Genomic DNA, 25,976 nt, shown 5'->3' on the forward strand with positions numbered 1-25,976 from the left:
CCATGTGCGGGAAACGAGGTTCTGGAGCTTACAACAGGCTCAGGGCCCGGTCGATGACCGAATAGTCGGTATAGAAATGCGGTGAAAAACGCACCCCGCCACCTCGTTCCGCACAAACCACGCCGGCCTGTCGCAAGCGCTGGAAGGTGTCTGCTGGCGTTTCACCGGGCAGGGTAAAGGTGACAATCCCGGCCCGGCGCTGCCGGTCTACCGGGCTGAGTAGTGAGGCACCCCGTTCCCGCAAGCCGTCGATCAGCCGCTGGATGCGATCCTGCAGGGCCTCGGCGACGTGCGTCATCCCTTCCTCTTCGAGCAGGGACAGGGATGCCTCCAGGGCATGTGCGCCGAGCATATTGGGGCTGCCGCATTCGAAACGACGGGCATTATCGGCCACTTGCCAGTCGGTGGTGGTGTAGTTGCCGGCATTGGCCACCATATGCCAGCCGTGCTGGCGCAGGGTCAGTTTGTCCTGTACTGCCTTGCGGCAGTAGAACAATGCCAGCCCCTCCGGGCCCAGCATCCACTTGTGGCCGTCGGCCACCACAAAATCCGCCTTGGCCTGTTCCGCCGAAAAGGGCAGGGCGCCGAGGATCTGGATGGCGTCCACACAGAACAGGATGTCCCGCTCCCGGCAGGCGGCGCCGATGGGCGCCATGTCCATCAGCAGGCCGGTGCCGTATTGCACCGCGGACAGGGACACCAGCCGGGTTCGGGGCCCCAGTGCCTCAATCACTGCCTGTTCCGGTTGCGGCGTATCCAGGCTTACGGCGATCACTTCCACGCCCTGATCCGCCAGCGCTTCCCAGGGGATACGGTTGGACGGGAACTCCTGATTGCTGATCACGATTTGGTCGCCGGGCTGCCAGTCAATGCCCTGGGCAATCACCGACAACCCCTCTGAGGTGTTTTTCAGCAGCGCGATCTCGTCGGTGCTGACCCCGCCAATCAGCCAGGAAAGTCGCTCACGCAGGCGTTGTTCCACTTTCAGCCAGTGGGGGTAATCACGGGCACCGATCTCACAATTCTGGCGAGCGAATTCCGCCACCGCATCGCGGCTACGGGCAGGCCAGGGCGCCACCGCAGCGTGGTTGAGATAAAGCAGGTCTTCACGGTGGGGAAATTCCGGGTGAGCCATGATGTCTCCATGCTGGGCGGGTAAGTCATGACGCTATGCTACCCCCTGAGGGATTTCCATCAATACAAGCCTGTGTTTATAAAAAGGGAATACGTTAGAATTGCGGCAGTTAAGCCGTCTTTACGTCTGGTATGGCGGGTTCGAAGGAGAAATAGATGGGTGACCTGGAAAAAGCCACGCGCAAGGCGCAGGAATTTCGTCAACGGGAGCGCCAGATTCTGGATGCAGCCCTTGAGCTGTTCCTGGAAGAGGGCGAGGACCGTGTGACCGTGGAAATGATTGCTGACCGGGTCGGTATCGGCAAGGGCACCATCTACAAGCATTTCGAGACCAAGAACGAGATTTATCTGCTGTTGATGCTCCGTTATGAGGAGGATCTGGCCGAGGTATTCCAGACCATCTCCGGCGGCGATGACAAGGAGCGGCTGGCACGGGAATATTTCCGTTTCCGGATCAGTGATCCCAAGCGTTACCAGTTGTTCGATCGCCTTGAGAACAAGGTGATCAAGGACCATGCCCTGCCGGAACTGGTGGACAAGCTGCATCGCATTCGCGAAGCCAACTTTGCCCGCCTCACCGATATCGTCAAGGCGCGTATTGCCGAAGGGTCACTGGAAGATGTGGACCCGATCTATCACATCTGTTCCGCCTGGGCGCTGGCCCATGGCGCGGTGGCGCTGATGGAATCCCCGTTCTACCAGAAGCTGATCGACGACAAGGATGACTTCCTGGATTTCCTGATCGAGATCGGCATTCGCATGGGCAACAAGGGGCAACGGGGGCCACGATGAAACAGGCGGAGGAACTGCTGGCGCTGCTGGAAAAGGCAGGCAAGGATGAAAGCGGCCTGCCGCCAGTGCACCAGTGGAAGCCGGAACGGCATGCGGACATCGACATGCGCATCGCTCGGGATGGCACCTGGTACTACCAGAACTCCCCCATCCAGCGTGAGCGTATGGTGGCGTTGTTCTCCACCATTTTGCTGCGCGAAGGCGATGACTACTTCCTGATCACCCCGGTGGAAAAGCTGCGCATCCAGGTAGACGATGCCCCCTTCGTAGCGGTGGAAGTGCAGCGCCTGGAAGAGGGCGGGGTGAAAAAGCTGGTCTTCACCACCAATGTGGGCAGCCACGTGGTGGCCGGCGACAAGCACCCTCTACGCGTGGAAACCGACCCGCAAACCGGCGAGCCTTCACCGTATCTGCTGGTACGGGAAAACCTGGAAGCGCTTATCGGCCGTTCTGCGTTTTATCAGCTGGTGGATTGGGCGTTTGAGGAAGAGGGAAAGCTGTTTGTGGAAAGCGATGGTCGGCGTTTTGAGTTGGGCAGCCTAGGGTAATTAATAGTTAATAATGAATAATTAATAGCTGCGCGATATGTGTGTAGCCATAACATAAACGCATGAGGCCGCGCCCATACTCTGGGCGCGGCCTCATGCGTTGCAAACAAGACAATAGGGTATCGCGCGTTATTAATTATTAACTATTCATTATTAATTATCTCGTCGCGACGCTAATCAACAACAACACCACAAGCACAATACTGATCCCTTTCCAGATCCGAAGCTGCCGGACATCGTTGTCCACCGCCGGTTTGCGGCTGCGTATGGGGCGGCGCAGGGCGTCGCGGAATTCGGCAGCGTCGCTGAAGCGTTGTTTGGGTTGATGTTGCAGGGCGATCTGCAGCACGTTGTTGATCCACAGCGGCACAAAAGCATTGTGACCTTGCAAGGGTGGTAGGGGGCGATGGGCGGATTTTTCGTAGCGGCCCTGCCACGGCAGCGAACCGGTGAGCATTTCATGGATGATCACCGCCGCGGAAAACAGGTCGCTCTGTTCGCTGGGGGCGGCGCCATCCAGCAGTTCCGGGGCGCTGTAATCCCGGGTGCCCAGGGGGATACCCGCATTGTGTTGCTCCATGCCGCGGCAATGACAACTGCCGAAATCCACGATGCGGACCAGACCGTCGGTATCCACCATGATGTTGTCCGGCTTCAGGTCGCCGTGAATCACATCGGCCCGGTGCAGGGCACGGATGCCGTTGAGTAACTGATCGGCCAGATACAGTTTTTCTTCCACCGCCACATCCGGGTGTTCTTTCAGCCATTGTTGCAGCGTCACACCGTCGATGAACTCCAGATGCTGATAGAGGCAGCTGGGGTTGTCCGGCAGTGGCAGGGTGCGCAGCAGGTGGGCATTGCGCAGGCGTTGGCCTACCCAGCCCTCCATGACAAACCGCTCAAGGGCATCCCGGTCGTCTTCCAGATTCACCGACGGTGTTTTGAGCACCGACTGCTTGCCGCTTTCATCTTCCACCAGATACAGGTGGCTGCGCACACTGGCATACAGCTCCCGTTTTATGGTGAAACCGTCGACACGAATTCCCGGGCTCAGCGGCGGGGGCAGTGGCAGGCTGCCGCGCTGGCGAAGGGCTTCGTCGGCGCTGGCGTCGGGCAGGCCATCCACCTGCAGCACCTGACAGCTCAGGTTGTCATCGCTACCGCTGGCCAGGGCCGCTTCCACCAGGCTGCGGGCAGCCACTTCTGGCTGGCCACTGGCACGCACGATGCCCTGCATGCGCGAACGGGAGAGGAAACCATGCACGCCATCACTGGTAAGCAGGAACACATCGCCTACCTGCAAGTCGCTGCTGCTGTAATCCACATCCAGACGGGTATCGCCACCCATGACCCGGGTGAGAACCTGGCGGTTGTCCCCGATCATGCGGCTGTGGTCACGGGTCAGGCATTCCAGACGCTCATTCCGCAGTCGCCAGATACGCGAATCGCCCACCTGGAAAAGGTGTGCGGTTCGCGAGCGCAGGATCAGCAGGGACAGGGTGCACAGGTGGCTTTCCCCGGCCAGGGTCTGCCGGCACAGCCAGCGGTTCAGGGCTTCCAGTACCCGCTGCGCGGAGCGGGGCACACTCCACAATGATGGCGTTGCATAGTAGTCATTGATAAAGCCGAGTACACAGGATTCCGCGGCTTCCCGTGCCGCACCGGCGCTGGACAAGCCATCGGCCAGGGCGGCGACAATGCCCTTGGTACGCAGCAATGGGCCATCAGGAATCTGCATGGCCAGGGCATCCTGATTATGCAATTTGGGCCCGGCATCACTGTACTGGCCGATGCGGACCTGCGGGTGCAGGTCCGGCTCGGGGGCAATGGCCGGTGCCTCGGCCGTGACGTTGGCAACATCCATGATCAAAACTCCTGTGTATGACCTGCCGATAACACTCAGCCCACCTCGATGAGCTGAACGTCGCCTTTCTCGTCGATTTCCGCAATGTGCCCTTTAGGTTCATCCAGGAACTGCACGGCGGCCAGGGCCACGGCAGCGCTGGCGGCAATCACCAGGAAGAAGGTGGACGGGTCCACAAAGGTCAGCACAGTGAGGAAGATCACCGCACCGGCGTTACCATAGGCGCCGACCATGCCGGCGATCTGACCGGTAAGGCGACGCTTGATCAGCGGTACGGTGGCAAACACGGCACCTTCACCAGCCTGCACAAAGAAGGAACAACACATGGTGGCAATCACCGCCAGGGCAATGGGCCAGCTGCTGCCGATCTGACTCATCAGGCCGTAGCCCACCATCAGACCGCAGAGCAGAATGGCCAGGGATTTCTTGCGCCCGAACTTGTCGGATACCCAGCCACCACCGGGACGAGCCACCAGATTCATAAAGGCATAGCCGGAGGCCAGCAGACCGCCAGTAACTGCTGACAGGGCAAAGGTATCGGTAAAGAACAGTGGCAGCATGGACACCACCGCCAGCTCGGAGCCGAAGGTAACCATATACGCCAGATCCAGAATGGCTACCTGTTTGAAACTGTAGCGGTCGTGCTCGGGAACTCCCTCCTTCAGGTGTTCACGGTTTACCCGCCAGGCCTGGCCAAGCTGTACTACTGCCAGGCTGATAATCAGTGCGGCCAACAGAATCTGTGTGGTTTGGCCGAACAGATTCAGGTTGGTGGGCCCCAGGCGCCAGACGATAACCAGCAGGGCGATATATAAAGGCAGGCTCATTGCCAGGTAGAAGAACAGGTCTTTCCGGGTGCTCACCTCCAGCGCGCTGGCTTTCTTCGGCTTGAAATAGGACGCGCCCTGGGGCGTGTTGCGTGCCCGCCACAGGAAGAAAATCCCGTAGAGAAAGGAAACGGCACCGGTGGTGGCAATGGCCCAGCGCCAGCCGTCATCGCCGCCATAAAAGAGAGCCAGGGAAGGCAGAGTAATCGCCGCGGCAGCAGAGCCAAAGTTGCCCCAGCCACCATAAACGCCTTCCGCCAGACCGACTTCCCGGGCCGGAAACCACTCGCTGATCAGGCGTATGCCCACCACGAAACCGGCACCGACAAAGCCCATCAGCAGACGAGTCACGGCCAGCTGTTCATAGGTAGTGGAAAGAGCAAATGCCCAGCAGGGCAGAGCGGCCAGCATCAGCAGAGAGCCAAACACCAACCGGGGTCCAAAGCGATCGACCAGGGAACCGATCACCACCCGGGCGGGAATGGTCAACGCCACGTTGAGAATCAGCAGCGCCTTAATTTGTTCGGGAGTCAGATCGAAGGCGTCCCGCAGATGCCCCATTAATGGCGCATGGGAAAACCACACAACAAAGGTAATAAAGAACGCCAGCCAGCTCAGGTGTAACAGGCGGATGCGTGGCGCGGAAAGATTCAACAGATTCAGCTTTTGATCGCTCATGACTTCTCCATGCATGGGCGGTTAACGACAGGCTGATCTGAGCAACTCCTGTGCCACCTTGCTAAGTATCTGTTTTCAATGAAGTAAAAGTGAATTAACCGGGGGGAGAGCAATAACTGTGCGCAAATCGGGAGCGTTTATGGGTCATCTCGGTGCACGAAAAAATGCATTTTTCTCGTGCACGAACGCATTAAAAGAAAGCAGGGTTTCTGTGGTTATTGCCCAAAAAATAAAATAAATCCATTAAAAATAATGAGTTAGCAAGTTGGCACAGGCCTTGCTCAGTGATGGGTGTCAGTTATGCACCGCGAGGGTGAGCCTTATGGCAAAGCAACAACTTCTACTTATTGGCCACGGCATGGTGGGCCAACGTTATCTAGAGTCGCTGGTGGCCCAGGGTGGCCGCGAGCACTTCGACATTACCGTACTGTGCGCCGAATCACTGCCGGCCTATGACCGCGTGGGGCTAACCAGCTACTTTTCCGGCAAGACCGCCGACGACCTGTCGCTGGTGCCTGAAGGGTTCTTCGCCGAACACGACATTACCCTGAAGCTGAATACCAAGGCGGATGCCATTGATCGTGGTGCACGCACCGTCACCACCAACACGGGTGAAACGCTCAGCTATGACAAGCTGGTACTGGCCACCGGGTCTTATCCGTTCGTGCCGCCGATACCCGGTAACGATCGTGATAACTGTTTCGTGTACCGCACCATCGATGATCTGGATGCCATGATCGCTGCCAGTAAAGGCGGCAAAGTGGGCACCGTTGTGGGGGGCGGGCTGTTGGGCCTGGAGGCAGCCAAGGCATTGCATGACCTGGGCCTGCAAACCCATGTGGTGGAGTTTGCCCCGCGTCTGATGGCTGTCCAGGTGGACGACTTTGGTGGCGGCCTGCTCAAGGACAAGATTCAGGAGCTGGGTGTCACCGTACACACCAGCACCGGCACCAAAGACATTGTGGACGGTGAAACCTGCAAACACCGGATGAACTTCGGTGAAGACAATTACCTGGAAACCGATGTGATCGTGTTCTCCGCCGGCATCCGTCCCCAGGACGAACTGGCCCGTGCCTGTGAGCTGGAGCTGGGCGAGCGTGGCGGCGTCGTGGTGAACAACCACTGTGTGACCTCTGATGACAGCATTTATGCCATCGGCGAAGTAGCGTTGTGGGAAGGTCGCATCTTCGGCCTGGTGGCGCCGGGCTACCAGATGGCAGAAATCGCCGCTGAGCACCTGATGGGCAAGGTCGAAAACCAGTTCCAGGGTGCCGACATGAGCACCAAGCTGAAACTGATGGGCGTGGACGTGGCGTCCATCGGTGATGCCCACGGCAACACTCCGGGTTCACGCAGTACCGTGTTCATGGATCAAACCGCCGGCATCTACAAGAAGGCGGTGATCAGTGAATGTGGCAAGAAACTGCTGGGCGCGGTTCTGGTGGGTGACGCCAACGACTACGGCAACCTGCTGCAGCTGTGCCTGAACGAGATGGACCTGCCCGGTGATCCGGCGGCACTGGTGGCGCCGGTTTCCGATGGTGCGCCCCTGCTGGGTGCCGATGCGCTGCCGGACACTGCCCAGATCTGTTCCTGTAATAACGTCTCCAAGGGTGATCTGTGTGCTGCCATTGATGGTGGCGCCATGACCGTGGGTGATCTGAAGTCCTGCACCAAGGCTTCCGCCACCTGCGGGGGGTGTTCGGCGCTGGTGAAACAGGTGCTGGACAGTGAGCTGGAAAAACGTGGCGTGGAAGTGAACAACCACCTCTGCGAACACTTCCCGTATTCCCGCCAGGAAATCTATCACCTGGTAAGGGTAGGGCAGATCACCACCTTTGATGAGCTGCTGGAAAAACACGGCAGCGGCGAAGGCTGTGATATCTGTAAGCCCACCGCGGCTTCGGTGTTTGCGTCCTGCTGGAACGATTATGTGCTGAACAAGCCCCACGCGGGCCTCCAGGACACCAACGATTACTTCCTCGGTAACCTGCAGCGCGACGGCACCTATTCCGTGGTGCCCCGTGTGGCCGGCGGTGAAATCACCCCGGACAAGCTCATCGTGCTGGGCGAAGTGGCCAAGAAGTACGACCTCTATACCAAGATCACCGGTGGCCAACGGGTGGATCTGTTCGGTGCTCGCGTGGAGCAGTTGCCGGACATCTGGCGCACCCTGGTGGATGCCGGCTTTGAAACCGGCCACGCCTACGGCAAGTCCCTGCGTACCGTGAAATCCTGTGTGGGTTCCACCTGGTGCCGCTACGGGGTGAAGGATTCGGTGGGTACCGCCATCCAGGTGGAAGAGCGTTACAAGGGCCTGCGCAGCCCGCACAAGATCAAGATGGCCGTAAGTGGTTGTACCCGTGAATGTGCTGAAGCGCAGAGCAAGGACGTGGGTGTGATCGCCACCGAGAAAGGCTGGAACCTGTATGTCTGTGGCAACGGCGGCATGCGCCCGCGCCATGCGGATCTGTTTGCATCTGACCTGACCGATGAAGAGCTGATCAAGACCGTGGACCGTTTCCTGATGTTCTACATCAAGACGGCGGATCGTCTGCAGCGTACCAGCGTCTGGCTGGAAAACCTGGAAGGTGGCCTGGATTACCTGAAGCAGGTGATTCTGGAGGATTCCCTGGGCATCGGTGCCGAGCTGGAAGCGGAAATGGCACACGTGATCGACACCTACCAGTGTGAGTGGAAGACCACCATCGAAGACGACGAAGCAGTGAAACGCTTCAAGCATTTCGTCAACGACAACAGCGCCGACGACAACCTGAAATACGTGCGCGAGCGCGGCCAGCGTCGTCCGGCCTTTGAACATGAACGTATCGAACTGGTCGAGGAGGCATGAGCATGAACAGTTCCGTTGCCGTGCAATGGCAAGCCGTGTGCAAGCTTGATGACGTATTACCGGGCACCGGGGTAGGCGTACGCCTGCCCGGTCGCCAGGCCGCCCTGTTCCGCACCCGCGATGGCAGCCTCTACGCCCTGGATAATCGCGACCCGTTCAGCCAGGCCAACGTGCTGAGCCGGGGCATTCTCGGGTCGGTGGGTGATAAGCGTGTGGTAGCGTCGCCGATCTACAAGCAGCATTTCGATCTGGAAACGGGCCAGTGTCTGGAAGACGAAGCCGTTTCCCTCACGGTCTATCCGGTAGAAGTGGAAGGCGACGTGATCAAACTGGCCGTCCCGGCCTGAATACCGCAAAGGCGAAGCAGTAATGAAGCGACTGGTGGTAATTGGTAACGGCATGGCGGCGTGCCGCCTGCTGGAAGAGCTCACCCACCTGGCACCGGATCTGTATCAGATCACGGTGGTGGGGGAGGAGCCCTTTGCCGGTTACAACCGGGTCATGCTGTCACCACTGCTTTGTGGTGGCACGGATGAAAAGACCATCACCACCTATCCCCACCAGTGGTATCGCGAGCGGAGTATACGTCTGATTACCGGTTCCCCGGTGGTGGAGATTCATCGTCATCGCCGCCAGGTGATCACCGCGGCGGGGCATGTGCTTGAGTATGATCGTCTGCTGTTGGCCACCGGCGCGGCACCGCGTCAGTTGCCGGTGGACGGTGTGGCACTGAAGGGCGTCATGAGCTTTCGTGATCTGCATGACGTCAGGACATTATTGTCGCTGCCGGCAGCCCGGGTAGTGGTGGTGGGCGGCGGCTTTTTAGGACTGGAGGCGGCCGATGCGCTGGTGAAACTGGGCCACGATGTGACCCTGGTGCACAGCCGTGGGCACCTGCTTAACCAGCAACTGGATGAAACGGCAGGCCATCGCCTGCAACAGGATCTGGAAGCCCGGGGCCTGAAATTTGTCATGCAGGCGCGCACCCAATCCATCGAAGATAACGGTCACGGCGGTGTCGCGGCCGTACATCTGGGCGATGGTCAGCGCCTGCCCGCCGACTATGTGGTGCAGGCGGTGGGTATCGTGCCCCGCGCCGAGCTGGCCGCCCGGGCTGGCCTCACCGTTAACCAGGGCATCCGCGTGGACGATACCCTGCAAACCTTCGACCCGGCCATCTACGCCATCGGCGAATGCGTAGAGCATCGCCAACGCACCTTCGGCCTGGTTGCACCCTTGTATGAGCAGGCATCCGTGTGTGCCAGCCACCTTGCCGAGCTGGGTCATCGCCGTTACCTGTATGCGGACAGTGCCACCCGCTTGAAAATTTCCGGTATCGATCTGGTGTCCTTCGGGGATTTCTCCGGAGAGGGGGACACCCTGCAGCTGGCGTTGCCCGGTGGTTATCGTCGTCTGCAAATTCGCGACAATCGCATCATCGGCATGGTGTTGTATGGCGATGTGGCTGAAGCCCCTTTCTACGAAACCCTGTGGCGCAACTGCACGGATATCAGTGCCATGCGCGCCACCCTGTTACTGGGTGAAGCCTTCTGCAATCTGCCCGGCAATGGTGGCAACACGCAGGAGGAAATTGCCGCATGAGTATTTGCACCACCTGTCCTTACTGCGGCGTGGGCTGCGGTATCAAAACCGATGGCATCACACTGCAAGGTGACAAGCAGCACCCGGCCAATGCCGGGCGCTTGTGTGTGAAAGGCTCCTCGGTACTGGAAACCCTGGGCGATCAGGACCGCCTGTTGCAGCCGGAAGTGAATGGGCAAGTGGTGCCCTGGGATCGTGCCCTGGATGAAGTGGCCGACCGTTTCCGTCGTATCGTTGATGAACACGGCCCGGATGCGGTGGCATTCTATGTGTCCGGCCAGTTGCTCACCGAAGACTATTACGTGGCCAATAAACTCATGAAAGGGTTTATCGGCAGCGCCAATATCGATACCAACTCCCGCCTGTGCATGAGTAGCGCGGTGGTAGCCCACAAGCGCGCGTTTGGCGAAGACGTGGTGCCCGGCTGTTATGAAGATCTGGAGCTGGCGGACCTGGTGATCCTCACTGGCTCCAACACCGCCTGGGCGCACCCCATCGTTTACCAGCGCATCGCCGCCGCCAAACAAGCGCGCCCGGACATGAAAGTGGTGGTGATTGATCCCCGCCGCACGGCCACCTGTGACCTGGCCGATCTGCATCTTGCCATTCGCCCGGGGCAGGACGTACCCCTGTTTAATGGCCTGCTCACCTGGTTGGATGACCACAACGCCCTGGACCAGGATTACATCGACGCGCACACCGAAGGTTTTGATAGCACCTTGCACACAGCGCGCAAGCAGGGAAATGACTGGCACGCACTGGCCGAGCAGATGGGTGTCAGCCAGGTGGATCTGACCACCTTCTACCACTGGTTTTCCGCTTGCGAGCGTACCGTCACCGTGTTTTCCCAGGGCGTTAACCAGGCTCGCAACGGCTCCGATCAGGGCAATGCCATTATCAACGCCCACTTGGCCACGGGGCGGGTGGGCAAGCCCGGTGCCAGCCCGTTTTCCATCACCGGCCAGCCCAACGCCATGGGCGGTCGCGAAGTGGGGGGGCTTGCCAACCAGCTTGCCGTGCACCTGGATATCGATAACCCGGAACACCATGCCGCGGTGGCGGATTTCTGGCAGACCGAGACGTTGGCAACTGAAAATGGTCTCACCGCCGTGGACCTGTTCAATGCGGTGGAAAGCGGTCAGGTAAAAGCGGTGTGGATCATGGCCACTAATCCGGTGGATTCCCTGCCGGAAGCCGATCGGGTACGCCATGCCCTGATGGCCTGCGACACCGTGGTGGTGTCCGATTGCGTGGCCAGCGGCGACACCCTGGCCTGTGCCGATATTCGCCTGCCGGCCCTGGGCTGGGGGGAAAAATCCGGCATGGTCACCAACTCCGAACGGTGCGTATCCCGCCAGCGTCCTTTTGTGAAAGCCCCGGGCGACGCCAAGGCGGACTGGTGGATTGTCACCGAAGTGGCTCGGCGCATGGGCTACGACTACGCGTTTCCCTATCAGCACGAACACGAGATTTTTGCCGAGTACTCGGCGCTCACCGCATTGGCGGGCAGATTTGGCAAGCGGCTGGATATGACCGCGGCTGCGGGCCTGAGCGCCGACCAGTATGAGCAGTGGCAGCCACAACAATGGCCCCTGCAAGGGAACCCTCGCTGCTTTGCCGACGGACACTTCGCCACGCCGAATGGTCGTGGCCGTTTCGTTGCCTGTGAGAATCCCAAAGTTCGCAAGATCGGCGATGCCTTCCCGATTATTCTCAACAGCGGCCGTATTCGCGACCAGTGGCACACCATGACGCGCACCGGCCGTGCCGGTCGCCTGTTTGCCCACCTGAGCGAACCCTTTGCCGCGTTGCACCCCGAGGACATTGAGCGTTACCGATTGAAGGAGGGTGGTTTCGTGCGCCTTTCCAGCAAGGTCGGTGACGCCCTGGTGCGGGTAACCAGTGATACTGGGCAACGCCCCGGCACTGCGTTTATGCCCATGCACTGGACCGATCAGTTTTCTCGCCGCGCCCGGGTGGATGCCCTGGTGCCGGCACGTCTGGATCCGCATTCCGGCCAGCCGGCGTTCAAACATACGCCGGTCAACGTCAGCGACTGGCAACCCCGCTGGCATGGCTGGTTGTTCACGGTGGCACCCGCGCCCGCTGTGGAGTACTGGGCCCGAGTTCCCGTTGATGCTTTTTTGCAGACGGGCCAGGTACAGCGCTATCGGCTGGCCGGCGATGCGGACCTAACCGAACAACAGCTTCACGACTGGATGCCCGAAGCCGCTCAGTGGTTGGCACTGAACGATCCCGCCAGCGGACATTTCCGTCGCGCCGCCCTGGACAGTGAGGGCCGATTGCTGGCCTGGCTGGCCATCGGCGAAGAGCTGCCGCTGTGCGATGTGGAATGGCTGGCAAACTGTTTTGCTGATGAAGCAGAAACCCAGCACCTGGCATTGCTCGCTGGCCAACCGGTGGATGCCGGCCCGGACCTGGGGCCGGTGATCTGCAGTTGCTTCCAGGTCCCCCAGAAAACCATCGAAGCCGCCGTAGAAGCGGGCGCCGACAGCGTGGAAGCCATCGGCAAAGGCTGCCAGGCAGGCACCAACTGCGGCTCCTGCATTCCGGAATTACGCGGCCTGCTGGAAACCTGCAGCGTTTGAGGCTCCTTCAAACAATGATCGAAACGTAGGGTGGGTTAGCCGCAGGCGTAACCCACCATGGCCAGGTCAGAAATTGGTGGGTTACGCCTGCGGCTAACCCACCCTACACATTGATCGCCGATTTTTTTGTAGGAGCTATGCTTGCATGGCGAACGGATACTCGTCGCGCAGAGAGGCTGCTGGCAAATTAAGTGGTACAACAAAAATAAAAATGGAAGGCGATGCAGATCTGTTTCGCACGTTTCTACATTTCCCGCTTTCCTGTCACCTTGTCCCTATCACTATCAGCGCTTAGTCTCGAAGCATCGGTTTCGATGTGACGCAAGCCATGACGAGCAACAAGACAGATTATCCAGCATTGAGCTGGCAGGGCAGGGTCATCAACGCGGTGGCCAAGGGCATGGTGAAACCGGTTATCAGCCGGCTGAAATTTTCCCGCCGTTTCATGAAGTTTTCCCAGCTCGGTTTCGATGCTGTCACGTTGGCATTGCCGGTGCCGTCCGACGTGCATATCTCACGGGCCCAGGTGGGCGGGGTGCCCGGCGAATGGTTGATCACCGGGCGGCGCGTACGTAGCAACCGGGTGGTGTTGTACTTCCACGGCGGTGCCTATTTTTTCGGTTCGCCCCGTTCCCATCGAGCCGTTACCTGGCGGCTCAGCCATTACTGTCGCGCCAAGGTGTTAGCGCTGGATTACCGACAGCCGCCGGACTGGGCCTACCCGGCACCACTGGAAGATGCGGTGCGCGCCTACAAGGCATTGCTGGATACCGGCTACAGCAGTGAGCATATCGTCTTTGCCGGGGATTCCGCCGGCGGCAACCTGGCGCTGGTTACCATGCTGCGGTTACGGGAACTGAAACTGCCGTTACCCTCATCGGCGGTGCTGATCAGCCCCTGGGGTGACCTGTCCTGCTCCGGTGACAGCATCCGTGACAATGCAGACAAAGAACCGCTGATTCCCCTGGGGGCGCTGAACTTTGTCTCCGCGTCATACAGTCAGGGTTACGATCCCGCGTCTCCGATGATTTCACCGGTATTTGCCGACTTCACCGGCCTGCCGCCGTTGCTGGTGCAGGTGGGCAGCACCGAGCTGCTCTACAGCGATGCGATCCGTATTGCCGGGCAGGCAGAAAAGGCGGGCGTGGATTGCCAATTGCAGGTCTGGGAACGTATGCCCCATGTGTTTCATGCCCTGGCCGCCTGGCTCCCCGAGGCCGGCCTGGCGTTGCAGGAAATCGGGGCCTTTGTGCATGGCCATCTCAACGATCGTGATCGAGACAGTCATGTCCGCGCGCGGGCAACGGTGGTCGGCAGGCTGGATTCCGCAGGCAAAGTGTAAATTGTTATCAAAAGTAGCCCTGACCTGAGTTCAGACACGGTTCCGTAACGCTGGCTACGCTTGATTACAGTTGGCCAACTTCCTTGCTCTACAGCAGATTGCACATCCCTTCCATAGTCGCTGATGCCAGTCTCCGCTCGGAGACCATAACGACAAAGTACGATGGAGGGGTTCATCTTGGCTAATCAACTCAAACTTCTGGTAGGCAGCAGCGCCCTGGCGGCACTGCTGACGGCCTGTGGCGGTGGAGGCAGCAGCTCAGCGCCTGCCGACTCTGGCCCGGCCGCGCGCGCCCTGCCTCCAGAAATCGCAGAGATCATCGACGATCAGAACGAGCTTACCGATGCCTTGTGTCCTGGTGCGTCCGGTGATGCCGGGGAAGACGGTTCCGTCGATCCGGAAGCCTGTCTGGATGAAAGCGAAGACGCTGCCGAGGAAGATACCGGCTACGAGCTGTCGCTGAATCCGGTAGTACAGCAGTTCTGCCCGGAAGCGGCACAGGTATTCGATGCCACGCTGACGTTCAATGGTGAAATGCTGGATCAGGATTTCATCTACGATACCGACAGCTCCTTTGACGGTAGCGCCACCTTCCCGGCGGCCTGTCTGCAGGAAGCGGCCGGTAATTTCCAGAACATCGGTGACATGATCGGTGGCTCCAACCCGCTGACCGAGCAACTGTGTCCGGAAGCGGCGGCGAATAGCCCGATTGATCCCGCGGCCTGCTTTACCGAAGCCGTTGGCGGCGGTGGCGACTTGCCCGGTGGTGATGGCGGTCTGCCCGGTTCTGACCAGTTGCTTGCGCAGCTTTGCCCGGAAACCGGCGAACAGGAGCTGGGCCCGGAAACGCCAGTCAACTGTCTCAACGAAGCCAGCCGTGCCTACATGGACATCTACAACATGCTCACCGCCAGCAATCCGCTGACCGAGCAGATTTGTCCTGAAGATAATGCGGATGGTCGCATTGATCCGCCCCAGTGTTTTGCTGAAGCCCTGATGGGCGGTGGCATTCCAGGTGGTGGTGATGGCGGCGGCGGTGGCGGTGACGGCGGTAGCAATCCGTTCGCGCCTGCCCTTGAGCAGTTCTGCCCGGAAACCGCCATGGCGGACCTTGGCCCATCCACCCCGATCGACTGCCTGGCGGAAGCTGGCGGTAACTTCCAGGACGTACAGGACCTGCTGCTGGGTTCCAACCCGCTGACAGAACAACTGTGCCCGGAAGCGGCGGCGAACAGCCCGATTGATCCCGCAGCCTGTTTCTCTGAAGCAGCCGGTGGCTTTGCCCCGGGTGGCGGTGGTCTGCCAGGTGCCGACGGCAACCCGCTGGAGCCGGTACTCGCGCAGTTCTGCCCGGAAACCTCCATGGCCGACCTGGGCCCGACGACCCCGATCGACTGTCTGACCGAAGCCGGTGGTAATTTCGGCGACGTGCAAGACCTGCTGCTGGGCTCCAACCCGCTGACCGAGCAACTGTGCCCGGAAGCGGCTGCCAACAGCCCGATCGATCCCGCTGCTTGCTTTGAAGAAGCCGCCGGTGGCTTTGCCCCGGGTGGCGGTGGTCTGCCGGGTGCCGATGGCAACCCGCTGGAGCCGGTACTGGCGCAGTTCTGCCCGGAAACCTCTGAAGCCGACCTGGGTCCGACGACTCCGATCGACTGCCTGACTGAAGCCGGTGGTAACTTCGGCGACGTGCAAGACCTGCTGCTGGGTTCCAACCCGCTGACCGAGCAACTGTGCCCGGAAGCAGCGGCGAACAGCCCGATTGATCCCGCAGCCTGCTTCGAAGAAGCAGCCGGTGGCTTTGCCCCGGGTGGCGGTGGTCTGCCGGGTGCCGATGGCAACCCGCTGGAGCCGGTACTGGCGCAGTTCTGCCCGGAAACCTCCATGGCCGACCTGGGTCCGACGACTCCGATCGACTGTCTGACGGAAGCCGGTGGTAACTTCGGCGACGTACAGGACCTGCTGCTGGGCTCCAACCCGCTGACCGAGCAACTGTGCCCGGAAGCGGCGGCGAACAGCCCGATTGATCCCGCAGCCTGCTTCGAAGAAGCAGCCGGTGGCTTTGCCCCGGGTGGCGGTGGTCTGCCAGGTGCCGATGGCAACCCGCTGGAGCCGGTACTGGCGCAGTTCTGCCCGGAAACCTCTGAAGCCGACCTGGGTCCGACGACCCCCATCGACTGTCTGACGGAAGCCGGTGGTAACTTCGGTGACGTGCAGGACCTGCTGCTGGGTTCCAACCCGCTGACCGAGCAACTGTGCCCGGAAGCGGCGGCGAACAGCCCGATTGATCCTGCTGCCTGCTTCGAAGAAGCAGCCGGTGGCTTTGCCCCGGGTGGCGGTGGTCTGCCGGGTGCCGACGGCAACCCGCTGGAGCCAGTACTGGCCCAGTTCTGCCCGGCGACGTCTGAAGCCGACCTGGGTCCGACCACCCCCATCGACTGTCTGACCGAAGCCGGTGGTAACTTCGGCGACGTGCAGGACCTGCTGCTGGGTTCCAACCCGCTGACCGAGCAACTGTGCCCGGAAGCGGCTGCCAACAGCCCGATCGATCCCGCAGCCTGCTTCATGGAAGCGGCCGGAGGTTTTGCGCCGGGTGGCGGTGGTCTGCCGGGTGCCGATGGCAACCCGCTGGGTCCAGTGCTGGAGCAGTTCTGCCCCAACACCTCTGATGCGGATCTGGGCCCGACCACGCCGATCGACTGCCTGACCGAAGCCGGTAACAGCTTCGGCAACGTGGAAGAGCTGCTGTTGGGTCCCAACCCACTGACCGAGGCGCTGTGCCCGGAAGCGGCGGCCAACGCGCCGATTGATCCGGCAGCCTGCTTCATGGAAGCGGCCGGTGGTGGTCTGCCCGGTGGTGGCGGTGGTGACAACCCGCTGGCCCCGCTGCTGGAGCAGTTCTGCCCGGAAACCGCTGCTGGTGCGATTGGTCCCACCACGCCCACTGACTGTCTGACCGAAGCCGGTGCCGGCCTTGCCGCTCTGGAAGAACTGTTGGGCCCGCTGAGCGAGCCGAACCCGCTCACCGATCAGGTGTGCCCGGAAACCTCCGGAACCGGTACCGTGGATCCGACTCAGTGCTTCATCGAGTCCCTGGACAACGTGGAGCTGCTCAACTCCGAGCAGATCGGTCTGCTGCCCGGCTGTCCGCTGCTGAGTGCCTTTAATGACGAAGGCAATCTGTCGCTGACTCTGGGTCTGGCTTGTCTGGCGAACCAGGAAACTGGAGAGGGCATCTCTCTGGAATCCGGCAACGCCCTGACGGATCTGTTCGACAGCCTGCTGGGTGGCTTGCTCTAAGCATCTGCTCAGTAACGCAACATAAAAAAGCCCGGCCTTCGCGCCGGGCTTTTTTTATGGTCGCAAACACCGACGGATTACCAAGCGTAGGGTGCACTGAGCCTAAGGCGAACTGCACCATCAAACGCCGGATCGGTGCAGTTCGCCTTAGGCTCAGTGCACCCTACGCGGTCGGTGGCGACGGTCAGGGGGCAGATTGAAGGGAACCGTTTTATGGAAAAAACCAACTGTAGGAGCCAGCCTGCTGGCGATTGATGCGCAACACCAGCAGATCGCCAGCAGGCTGGCTCCTACAGAGGATCAAAAACCCCGGACACAAAAAAAGCCGCCATCAAGGCGGCTTTTTCGTATCAACCAGCGATCAGCCGTTGCGCTTGGGCAGTACGTCGCGGAGCTTGTCGGCCATGTCGCGAATGGCTTTCTCGGTGGTGTCCCAGGCGATACAGCCATCGGTAATCGACACGCCGTATTCCAGGTCGTCCAGATTCGCCGGGAGCTTCTGGTTACCGAATTTCAGATGCGATTCCACCATCAAGCCAACAATGGACTGATTGCCTTCCAGAATCTGGTTGGAAATGTTCTCCATCACCAGCGGTTGCAGGCTTGGGTCCTTGTTGGAGTTGGAGTGGGAGCAATCCACCATGATGTTGGTGGAAACCCCGGCTTTCTCCAGCGCTTGCTCAGCCAGCGCCACGGAAACGGAATCGTAGTTCGGCTTGCCGCCGCCGCCACGCAAAACCACGTGGCCGTACTGGTTGCCCTTGGTGGTGGTCAGCGCCACGCGGCCTTCCGGATCGATGCCCAGGAAACGGTGCGGGTGCTTCACGCTGAGCATGGCATTGACCGCCACATCCAGGCTGCCGTCGGTGCCGTTCTTGAAGCCCACCGGGCTGGACAGACCGGAGGACATTTCCCGGTGGGTCTGGCTCTCGGTGGTACGGGCGCCGATGGCGTTCCAGGCGATCAAGTCCTGGACGTACTGCGGGGTGGTCGGGTCCAGCGCCTCAGTGGCGCTTGGCAGGCCCAGCTCGGCCACATCCAGCAGCAGCTTGCGGGCAATGTGCAGGCCGTCCTGCACCTTGAAGGAATCGTTCATGTAGGGGTCATTGATCAGCCCCTTCCAGCCCACCGTGGTACGGGGCTTTTCAAAATAGACGCGCAGCACCAGGTAGATGGTGTCCTTCACTTCCTCGGCCAGCGCCTTCAGCTTCTGCGCGTACTCCATGGCCGCCTTGGTGTCATGGATAGAGCAGGGGCCAATCACCACGAACAGACGGTGGTCCTTGCGGTCGAGGATATTACGGATCGTCTCGCGGCCCTCAATCACGGTCTGCAGGGCATTGTCAGAAAGCGGCAGCTCTGCCTTCAGCGCATTGGGGGTGATCAACACTTCCTGTGAAGCGATATTGAGATCGTCTACCTGTTTATCGGTCATGATGGTCTTTACTACCTGTCGTTGCTGGAGGCCCCGGGCCCCGTTCTATGGCGGGCGGCTCTGGCTGACACTCCTTTTGTAGAGGTGAAGCAGTCTAGCCCAATCAGGCGGTTATAGAAATATCACGGGGCCTGTCTGTGTCATAGGGTGGGGCAATCATAATGAGGCGGGAGAGCAATTTCGGCCGTCTTTTCGCGATGCAAGCATCGCTTCCCACAGCGTTCTCGCCATCGCCGGGTTTTTGTGGGAAGCCATGCTTGCATGGCGAATTGGCCTATACCTGGGCTATCAACTCTTCCACATACGCAGGCACCAGCTCCGTGGCCAGCCCATGCTTGTGCTCGGCAAAGGCGGTGAGCCGCTGGGAGGGCTCCAGATTCAGCTCTACCGTATGCGCCCCGTGGCGGTTAGCTTCTTCCACAAAGCCCGCTGCCGGGTACACATTGCCGCTGGTGCCGATGCTGATAAAGCGGTCGCAGCGGGCCAGGGCCTGGTAGATGCGTTCCATTTCCAGGGGCATCTCCCCGAACCACACCACGTGGGGCCGCAGGCAGCCCTTGGCGCCGCAGAGCGGGCAGGGCAGGGTCGGGGTCAGCTCGCCGGTCACCTCCACCAGGCCGCCGCTGGCCTGGCAGCGGCCCTTGAGCAATTCGCCGTGCATGTGAATCAGGTTGCGGCTGCCGGCCCGTTCGTGCAGGTTGTCGATGTTCTGGGTCACCAGCAGCACCTGGCCGGCGGGAAAGGCCTGTTCCAGCTTCGCCAGCGCCTGGTGGGCCGCATTGGGCTTGATGGCCGTGCTGAGCAGTTGTTCACGGCGTTTGTTGTAGAAGGTCTGCACCAGGGTGGCATCGCGCAAAAACGCCTCTGGCGTGGCCACATCTTCCACCCGGTGGTTCTCCCACAGCCCGTCGGCGGCGCGGAATGTCTTGATACCGGATTCCGCCGAGATTCCCGCGCCGGTAAGTATTACAATGTTTTCAGCCATTTATCCGTCCGATTAGTCAGGATTATTTGTTTCATGGATACCATTATCGACCTACAGGAAAACCTCCCGTTGCCCCGGCGCGGCAATGTCACACTGCTGCATTTTCACCAGGGCATGGTACTGCTGGTGGGGGAGGATGCCGTGGGCCTGTACCGCGACCGCGTGGCCATCGACGACCCACTGGCCAATGGTGTCATCGGCTATGAAACCATTCCACCCTCCCTGCAACCGGACTGGCAGGATGACTGCGGCTTTGTGAACGAGCATCAATCCGGCTATGTGGGTCTCAACGGCGGTGGCGTGATTTTTATTCGCCCTGATGGTGTGGCGCTCTATCCCAGCGGCATGCATGCGTTGCAGAATCGGGACATGAGCTGGCTGATTCCCTTTCCGCCGCTTAATGCATAATTTGCCCGGCACCGGTGATCCCGGAGCCGGCTTCTGAAGGAGCTGTTCTGTTATGGCAGAAGAAACCACTCGCCTGCGTCTGCGCACCCTCACCGAGGAAGATTACCCCGCGCTGGCGCTTCTCATGAACCAGGTCTACCACGACATCGGCGGTGCCTGGCCGGAAGAGACCATCAAGACCCTGATCCGCATTTTCCCGGACGGGCAGCTGGTGATCGAGGACAACGGCGAGCTGGTGGCCACCGCGCTGACCATCAAGGTAAAATACGACCGTTTCTCCAACCCGCATCGCTACGAAGACCTGATCACCGATGACAAGGTGCAGTCCCACGACAAGAAGGGCGATGCGCTCTACGGGCTGGATGTGTTCGTGGACAAGGAATACCGCGGCTACCGCCTGGGCCGCCGCCTTTATGAAGCCCGCAAGGAACTGTGCCGCGAGGAAAACCTGCGCGCCATCCTGGCCGGTGGCCGACTGCCCGGCTATACCAACTATTCCGACCAGATGCCGGTCACCGAATACATCGAGCAGGTAGAAGCCCGCGCCATCTACGATCCTATCCTGTCGTTCCAGCTGTCCAACGGCTTCGACGTGAAACGTCTGATGAAGGCCTACCTGCCGGAAGACGAAGATTCCCACGGCTATGCCACCCTGCTGGAATGGGACAACATCCTCTACGAACCGGAAGACGACGACGCCGAATGGCCGCGCCGTACCGTGGTGCGTGTGGGCGTAGTCCAGCGCCGTATGCGCGCCGCCCGCGACGTGCAGGACCTGCTCAACCAGGTGGAATTCTTCATCGATGCGCTATCGGATTATCGCGCCGATTTCGCCGTGCTGCCGGAATTCTTCAGCGCGCCCCTCATGGGCCTGCGCCCGGAACTGAACTCTGTGGAAGCCGTGCGCTTCCTGGCCAGCTTCACCGACGAAGTGCGCGATGCCCTGGCCGACATGGCAGTGAGCTACAACATCAACATCGTCGGCGGCTCCATGCCAGTCATCGAAAATGAAAAAGTCTACAACGTGGCTTACCTGATGCGCCGCGATGGCTCCGTGGAAGCCCAGTACAAGATCCACATCACCCCCCACGAACGCCGCGACTGGGTCATCCAGGGCGGTGACCGGCTGCAGGTGTTCGACACCGACGCCGGCAGGGTGGGCATCCTTATCTGCTACGACGTGGAATTCCCCGAACTGGGCCGCGTCCTGGCGGACGAAAAGATGGACATCCTCTTCGTACCGTTCTGGACCGATACCAAAAACGGCTACCTGCGCGTACGCCACTGCGCCCAGGCCCGCGCCATCGAAAACGAATGCTACGTGGCCATCGCCGGCTCCGTGGGCAACCTGCCACGGGTCGACGCCGTGGACATCCAGTACGCCCAGTCCTCGGTGTTCTCCCCCAGCGACTTCTACTTCCCCCACGATGCCATCATCAGTGAGTCGGTGCCCAATACCGAAATGCTGATGTTTGCGGATGTGGATCTGGAGAAGCTGAAACTACTGCACCGGGAAGGGTCGGTGACCAACCTGCGGGATCGTAGGCACGATCTGTATAGCCTGGATTGGAAGAATAAAGGCTGAATTCCACCAGGGCAGGGCCGTCCGGCCCTGCCTGCCTTCGCCCCGACGCGCACCGTAGGAGCGGCGCTCGAGCCGCGAACAACCCCGCCAAAATCGTACTCACGTCAGACAGCTGTGCTCAAACAGGTAGAAGAGAACCTTATACCCGGCCTATCAGGAAATGACGCCTTCCTCATACCATCGCCCACGGAAAGTATGCCGTTGTAACCCGTTGAGATTTCTGCTTTTATCGGTCGGTATATGAATTTGATAGATGTGGGAAGCTTGCGCTTTGATTGGATATTAGAGCGGGCTTCCTAATGCCAGTTAGGGCAATTCAGCACTTATTAGGTAGAAGAGTTATGGGTGAAGTATTTCCAGATAAGTACTGGCACTGCGATGTTGAGTTGGTAGGAGATAGTAAGAAGAATGACAGGTCTGCTGTGTTCAATGATTTAACATTTGACGAACTCAGCCAGCAAATAGTAGCACCTTGGCACTCTGGTAGAGCTTTCACTGTCGATGGCATGGTCATCAAAAATATCGATAATGTTCAAAAAATTAAAATCACAAATACGCCTCAGCCGAAGTCCTACTACGCAGAGCAGCATAATAACAGGATGAGAAAATCTCGTATCGCTGATATGGCAACCAACAGAAGCCTGCTGCCTTTATCGTCCGGAAAGGACTATACCCATGACCTTTTGTTTAAAGAACAGGAAGTCATAAATACTACGGGAGCCGTAGTGTCTGAGAACAGTAATAACGTATTTATAGTGCATGGCCATGACGAACAAGCAAAACAGTCATCTGCTAGGTTTATTGAAAAGTTGGGCCTAAATGCGGTAATTCTTCATGAGCAAGCAAATGAAGGAAAAACCATAATTGAAAAGCTAGAAAAGCATGCGGATGCTGCTTACGCTGTAGTTCTTTTTACACCCGATGATGTGGGGGCAAACTCTGAAACACCAGAAAACCTACACCCGAGAGCTCGGCAGAATGTGTTAGTTGAACTTGGTTATATGGCTGCAAAGCTCGGCAGAGATAAGGTGTGCGTTCTTAGGAAAGGAGATGTGGAAATCCCTTCTGATTTTCTCGGTGTTCTATATATAGATATCGATGCAGCAGGTGCGTGGAGGCTGACGTTAGCTAAAGAGTTAAAGGTTGCTGGCTTAAAAGTAGACCTAAACGAGGCCATGTAGGCCCTAACGAGGTGCTGTTGGCGGACTGGTTTCCCGCTGCGCTCCAAACCAGCCGCAAAGCAGGGCGTTGAGGATAGTATGTCACTCTGTCATTTCGTATTCGGTTCTCTGTACCGCGAAGATCGACTTGAAGAGCAAGCTGAAGAATTTATCGAAAAAATCTTGTTGCCACGCTCGCTGAAGGCGTCTCCATGTCCTGAATTCCTGCCGATAGTTAACAATCCAGGTGCAAAATGGGCGGTTCCGAAGTCTGCAGTCCAACTAGAGGGAGGAGGAGTCTCGTTTGGAAGGTGGGTACAGTCTCCTCCGGTTAGTCTCCTTCCCTGCGACGTGTGGATGATTAGCTTTTGCGATGTCCCGCTCAAAAAGCTCCATCAATGGGGGCCATCAAACCATTATGGACAGCTTGGAATTGTATTCACGAATGACTTCAAGCGTCGCCATGGCATTCGCAACGTCCAGTACTACAAGCTCCGCGGCTTGGAGAAAGACAGGCTTGTAAAAGAATATAATGCTGCTGTCAGCCGGTCTGATGCAGTAGAAAGGGAGAGGCTTAGTAAGACACTTCTTGGTTTTAGAAAGCCAGAGGTCTTGTGGCGAGAATTCGAAGAACTATTCGGAATGCTGAGGGTAAGTGTTACTGGCGATGGGGCTACAAACATTGACCACATTACGTACTCTCGCTATGAGACTGGATATGTCTTTAGTGATGAGCGGGAAGCACGCTGGGTTACTGAAGAGGGAGCACAGTTTTTACCATTCGAAGAGAAAGACGTACTCAAACTAATTGTTCCTAACTTGGAAATCGGCACTCAGGTTGGGAATGCTTTGGAAGCTTCATGGGCTCACGTGCCTGAATTGATGGTGTATCCAAACAGTCCTTAACAGTCAAAGCCACGAGGGTCATATTTTGCCCCGTGCCTTAAATCCTGAGGAGAGACAATGAACGTCAACCTGGTCAGAAACGGTTTTATCGCCGCCGCACTAATGAACATCGGCGGCGTCCTGCTTTTTTCCCGTGCCTTCACCAATGACGCCATCAATCAGGCCGATCCGGTGGTGATGTCTAACTTCGGGTTGCTGATGATCGTGGTGTGGGGGCTGGCCTATCTGGGGGCGGCGTTTGTCCAGGGCAATATCCGCTGGCTGGCGGCGGCGTTTGCCATCGAGAAGCTGGTGTACGTGGTGGTGTGGGGGCTGTGGATGTCGAACCATAGCCTTGGTGCGGTGTATGACCAGGATCTGTTTGCCGGGGTGTTCTACAGCATCTACGGGCTCAACGATCTGGCCTTTATGTTGTTCTTTGGTTGGGTGTTTCTTTCGCAACGGTCGAGTGGCTGATCGGATTCAAACGTTGCCAGATGGCTCGTTTGTTCGCGCCTCAAGCGGCGCTCCTACAGGGATCGCCGTCCGGATCGCCGCTTTTTTTAAATCGTAATGCGGTGTCTACTGGATCTGCTCCAACGCTTCCCGGGTCTTGGCGTTCTGCTGATCCGACAAACGATTCACCTGGTCTTCGAAGGCCTTCAACTCTTCGGCATTACGAGGGGCCTGAACGGCGGTGCCGGCACCGTTTTCGGCGTCCAGGCTCGGTGTTGGGGTGTTTTTCAGCTGAGTCATGACCAGCCAGCCTACAGCGAGCAGGGCCAGCAGTAATCCGATCAAACGCATAGTGTGGTTTTCCTGGGTTTTGGTGTGGCTTCGACCTTCACAGCCCGGGAGCTAGTGGTCAATCCGCTGCGGGTATGTGGTCTTATTTGGCTGACGTATGCGGTTAGCGCCAGAAGGCTGCCCTGGAATTTAGTCGTCCTGCCCCTGCGTATCCCTCTGTTTTGGTAAACGATATTTGTCTGTATGTATTCCTTTTCCCGCCTGATTTGACCCATATCAACAAACAGTGACATTACTCAATGTAACCATTGAGCCTGTCATCCTCATGGCCCTAGCATCCGATCAATCCGATCTGTTGAAGGGGCATGACAATGACAATTCAGGTTGATCCGGTACGCCGGAATCTCAAATTCGGGCTGCCCGCCGGCAAGGCACTGAGCTGGAATCCGGGCGGGCTGCACATCACCCAGTTCTATAACACCCTGTCGATTTTCTTTCCGGCGGGGGAGCGCTTTTTTATCCAGAGCGTGCGCAACTACCGCCAGGAAATCACCGACCCGCACCTGAAGGAACAGGTCTCGGCCTTTATCGGCCAGGAGGGTTTCCACACCCGTGAGCATGAGGAATACAACGAGGCACTGGTGGCCGAGGGGATGCCGATCGAGGCCATGGATGCGGTGGTGGTGCGGTTGCTGGAGCTGGTGAAGAAGGCGCCGCGTTCGATGCAACTGGCCGCCACGGTGGCACTGGAGCACCTGACCGCCGTGTTGGGGGACATGCTGCTGCGCAATACCGAATTGATGGAAGGGGTGGACCCGCATTACTCGGCGATCTGGCGCTGGCATGCCATTGAGGAAACCGAGCACAAGGCGGTGTGTTTCGATGCCTTCGAGCAGATGGTGGGCAAGGGCATCAAGGCCTATGGCCTGCGTGTGGGCGCCTTTCTGTTGGCCAATGCGTTGTTCTGGAGCCTGTACCTGCCGTTCTACACGGTGATGGTGGCGAAGGGCGGCGGCCTGTTGAACCTGAAGGGCTGGTGGAAGGTGATCAACCTGACGGTGGGGCGCCCGGGCGTGCTGCGCCGGGCGCTACCGGACTGGCTGGATTTCTTCCGCCCCGGCTTTCACCCCTGGATGCATGACAACCGGGAATTCCTGGACCAGGCCGAGGCACTGATGGACGAAGTGGCGGCCTTTGACGTGAACCGGCTGAAAGCCGCCTGAG

The 25,976-nt window shown here is 59.0% G+C and carries 20 protein-coding genes; 14 read left to right on the top strand and 6 right to left on the bottom strand.

The window, feature by feature from the left end; genetic code table 11:
* Positions 1 to 28 precede the first annotated feature (28 nt).
* On the bottom strand, positions 29 to 1,135 hold the full coding sequence (locus Q0Y02_RS00930) for an aminotransferase class V-fold PLP-dependent enzyme (protein WP_297763046.1): 1,107 nt from the start codon (positions 1,133 to 1,135) through the stop codon (positions 29 to 31).
* 155 nt (positions 1,136 to 1,290) lie between these two features.
* Between Q0Y02_RS00930 and Q0Y02_RS00935 the strand changes: the two genes are divergently transcribed.
* A complete protein-coding gene (locus Q0Y02_RS00935) occupies positions 1,291 to 1,926 on the top strand; it encodes a TetR/AcrR family transcriptional regulator (protein WP_290511076.1) in 636 nt (211 codons plus the stop codon).
* Entirely contained in the window at positions 1,923 to 2,474 is a 552-nt protein-coding gene (locus tag Q0Y02_RS00940) for a DUF1285 domain-containing protein (protein WP_297763051.1), read from the top strand. Before Q0Y02_RS00935 ends, Q0Y02_RS00940 begins: the two co-directional genes overlap by 4 nt.
* 157 nt (positions 2,475 to 2,631) lie before the next feature.
* On the opposite strand, the gene Q0Y02_RS00945 is transcribed toward Q0Y02_RS00940, so the two are convergent.
* Both Q0Y02_RS00945 and Q0Y02_RS00950 read right to left on the bottom strand, forming a co-directional pair.
* Positions 2,632 to 4,338 (bottom strand): bifunctional protein-serine/threonine kinase/phosphatase, encoded by a 1,707-nt coding sequence (locus Q0Y02_RS00945; protein WP_297763055.1) that lies wholly within the window; start codon positions 4,336 to 4,338, stop codon positions 2,632 to 2,634.
* 35 nt (positions 4,339 to 4,373) lie between these two features.
* Positions 4,374 to 5,843 carry a NarK family nitrate/nitrite MFS transporter gene (locus Q0Y02_RS00950; RefSeq protein ID WP_297763057.1) on the bottom strand — a complete coding sequence of 490 codons (1,470 nt, stop codon included), beginning with the start codon at positions 5,841 to 5,843 and terminating at the stop codon, positions 4,374 to 4,376.
* 322 nt (positions 5,844 to 6,165) lie between these two features.
* On the opposite strand from Q0Y02_RS00950, the gene nirB reads away from it, so the two are divergent.
* The 6 genes from nirB (at position 6,166) to Q0Y02_RS00980 (ending at position 17,547) form a co-directional block, all read left to right on the top strand.
* Positions 6,166 to 8,694 carry a nitrite reductase large subunit NirB gene (gene nirB, locus Q0Y02_RS00955; RefSeq protein ID WP_297763060.1) on the top strand — a complete coding sequence of 843 codons (2,529 nt, stop codon included), beginning with the start codon at positions 6,166 to 6,168 and terminating at the stop codon, positions 8,692 to 8,694.
* A gap of 2 nt (positions 8,695 to 8,696) precedes the next feature.
* Positions 8,697 to 9,041, top strand: coding sequence for a nitrite reductase small subunit NirD (gene nirD, locus Q0Y02_RS00960; RefSeq protein WP_297763063.1), 345 nt, complete (start codon positions 8,697 to 8,699; stop codon positions 9,039 to 9,041).
* 22 nt (positions 9,042 to 9,063) lie between these two features.
* The gene (locus Q0Y02_RS00965) at positions 9,064 to 10,296 is read left to right on the top strand and encodes an FAD-dependent oxidoreductase (protein ID WP_297763066.1); all 1,233 of its coding nucleotides are present in this window, start codon (positions 9,064 to 9,066) and stop codon (positions 10,294 to 10,296) included.
* On the top strand, positions 10,293 to 12,905 hold the full coding sequence (locus Q0Y02_RS00970) for a nitrate reductase (protein WP_297763071.1): 2,613 nt from the start codon (positions 10,293 to 10,295) through the stop codon (positions 12,903 to 12,905). Before Q0Y02_RS00965 ends, Q0Y02_RS00970 begins: the two co-directional genes overlap by 4 nt.
* 328 nt (positions 12,906 to 13,233) lie before the next feature.
* Complete coding sequence (locus Q0Y02_RS00975) at positions 13,234 to 14,247, top strand: alpha/beta hydrolase (protein WP_297763073.1); 1,014 nt, start codon at positions 13,234 to 13,236, stop codon at positions 14,245 to 14,247.
* Between the two features lie 177 nt (positions 14,248 to 14,424).
* Positions 14,425 to 17,547 (top strand): hypothetical protein, encoded by a 3,123-nt coding sequence (locus Q0Y02_RS00980; protein WP_297763075.1) that lies wholly within the window; start codon positions 14,425 to 14,427, stop codon positions 17,545 to 17,547.
* Positions 17,548 to 17,908: 361 nt separating this feature from the next.
* Here Q0Y02_RS00980 and Q0Y02_RS00985 read toward each other — a convergent pair whose 3' ends face one another.
* Both Q0Y02_RS00985 and cobB read right to left on the bottom strand, forming a co-directional pair.
* Positions 17,909 to 18,982, bottom strand: coding sequence for a 3-deoxy-7-phosphoheptulonate synthase (locus Q0Y02_RS00985; RefSeq protein ID WP_297763079.1), 1,074 nt, complete (start codon positions 18,980 to 18,982; stop codon positions 17,909 to 17,911).
* A 274-nt stretch (positions 18,983 to 19,256) separates the two neighbouring features.
* Positions 19,257 to 19,967, bottom strand: a complete 711-nt coding sequence (gene cobB, locus Q0Y02_RS00990) for a Sir2 family NAD+-dependent deacetylase (RefSeq protein WP_297763083.1) — start codon at positions 19,965 to 19,967, stop codon at positions 19,257 to 19,259.
* Between the two features lie 33 nt (positions 19,968 to 20,000).
* On the opposite strand from cobB, the gene Q0Y02_RS00995 reads away from it, so the two are divergent.
* From Q0Y02_RS00995 to Q0Y02_RS01015, 5 genes are all read left to right on the top strand, one after another.
* The gene (locus tag Q0Y02_RS00995) at positions 20,001 to 20,375 is read left to right on the top strand and encodes a hypothetical protein (RefSeq protein ID WP_035244741.1); all 375 of its coding nucleotides are present in this window, start codon (positions 20,001 to 20,003) and stop codon (positions 20,373 to 20,375) included.
* Between the two features lie 52 nt (positions 20,376 to 20,427).
* Positions 20,428 to 21,960, top strand: coding sequence for a bifunctional GNAT family N-acetyltransferase/carbon-nitrogen hydrolase family protein (locus Q0Y02_RS01000; RefSeq protein ID WP_297763088.1), 1,533 nt, complete (start codon positions 20,428 to 20,430; stop codon positions 21,958 to 21,960).
* 341 nt (positions 21,961 to 22,301) lie between these two features.
* Entirely contained in the window at positions 22,302 to 23,141 is an 840-nt protein-coding gene (locus Q0Y02_RS01005; RefSeq protein WP_297763092.1) for a nucleotide-binding protein, read from the top strand.
* Between the two features lie 78 nt (positions 23,142 to 23,219).
* The gene (locus Q0Y02_RS01010) at positions 23,220 to 24,026 is read left to right on the top strand and encodes an abortive infection system antitoxin AbiGi family protein (RefSeq protein WP_297763094.1); all 807 of its coding nucleotides are present in this window, start codon (positions 23,220 to 23,222) and stop codon (positions 24,024 to 24,026) included.
* Between the two features lie 57 nt (positions 24,027 to 24,083).
* Positions 24,084 to 24,482: a hypothetical protein gene (locus Q0Y02_RS01015; RefSeq protein WP_297763096.1), complete on the top strand. Its 399-nt coding sequence runs from the start codon at positions 24,084 to 24,086 to the stop codon at positions 24,480 to 24,482.
* Between the two features lie 105 nt (positions 24,483 to 24,587).
* Here Q0Y02_RS01015 and Q0Y02_RS01020 read toward each other — a convergent pair whose 3' ends face one another.
* Positions 24,588 to 24,812 (bottom strand): hypothetical protein, encoded by a 225-nt coding sequence (locus Q0Y02_RS01020; protein ID WP_297763099.1) that lies wholly within the window; start codon positions 24,810 to 24,812, stop codon positions 24,588 to 24,590.
* A 311-nt stretch (positions 24,813 to 25,123) separates the two neighbouring features.
* Here Q0Y02_RS01020 and Q0Y02_RS01025 point away from each other — a divergent pair, with 311 nt between their 5' ends.
* Positions 25,124 to 25,975, top strand: coding sequence for a metal-dependent hydrolase (locus tag Q0Y02_RS01025; protein ID WP_297763101.1), 852 nt, complete (start codon positions 25,124 to 25,126; stop codon positions 25,973 to 25,975).
* Position 25,976 lies beyond the last annotated feature (1 nt).

This window comes from uncultured Alcanivorax sp., from assembly GCF_947258575.1.
Classification (GTDB): domain Bacteria; phylum Pseudomonadota; class Gammaproteobacteria; order Pseudomonadales; family Alcanivoracaceae; genus Alcanivorax.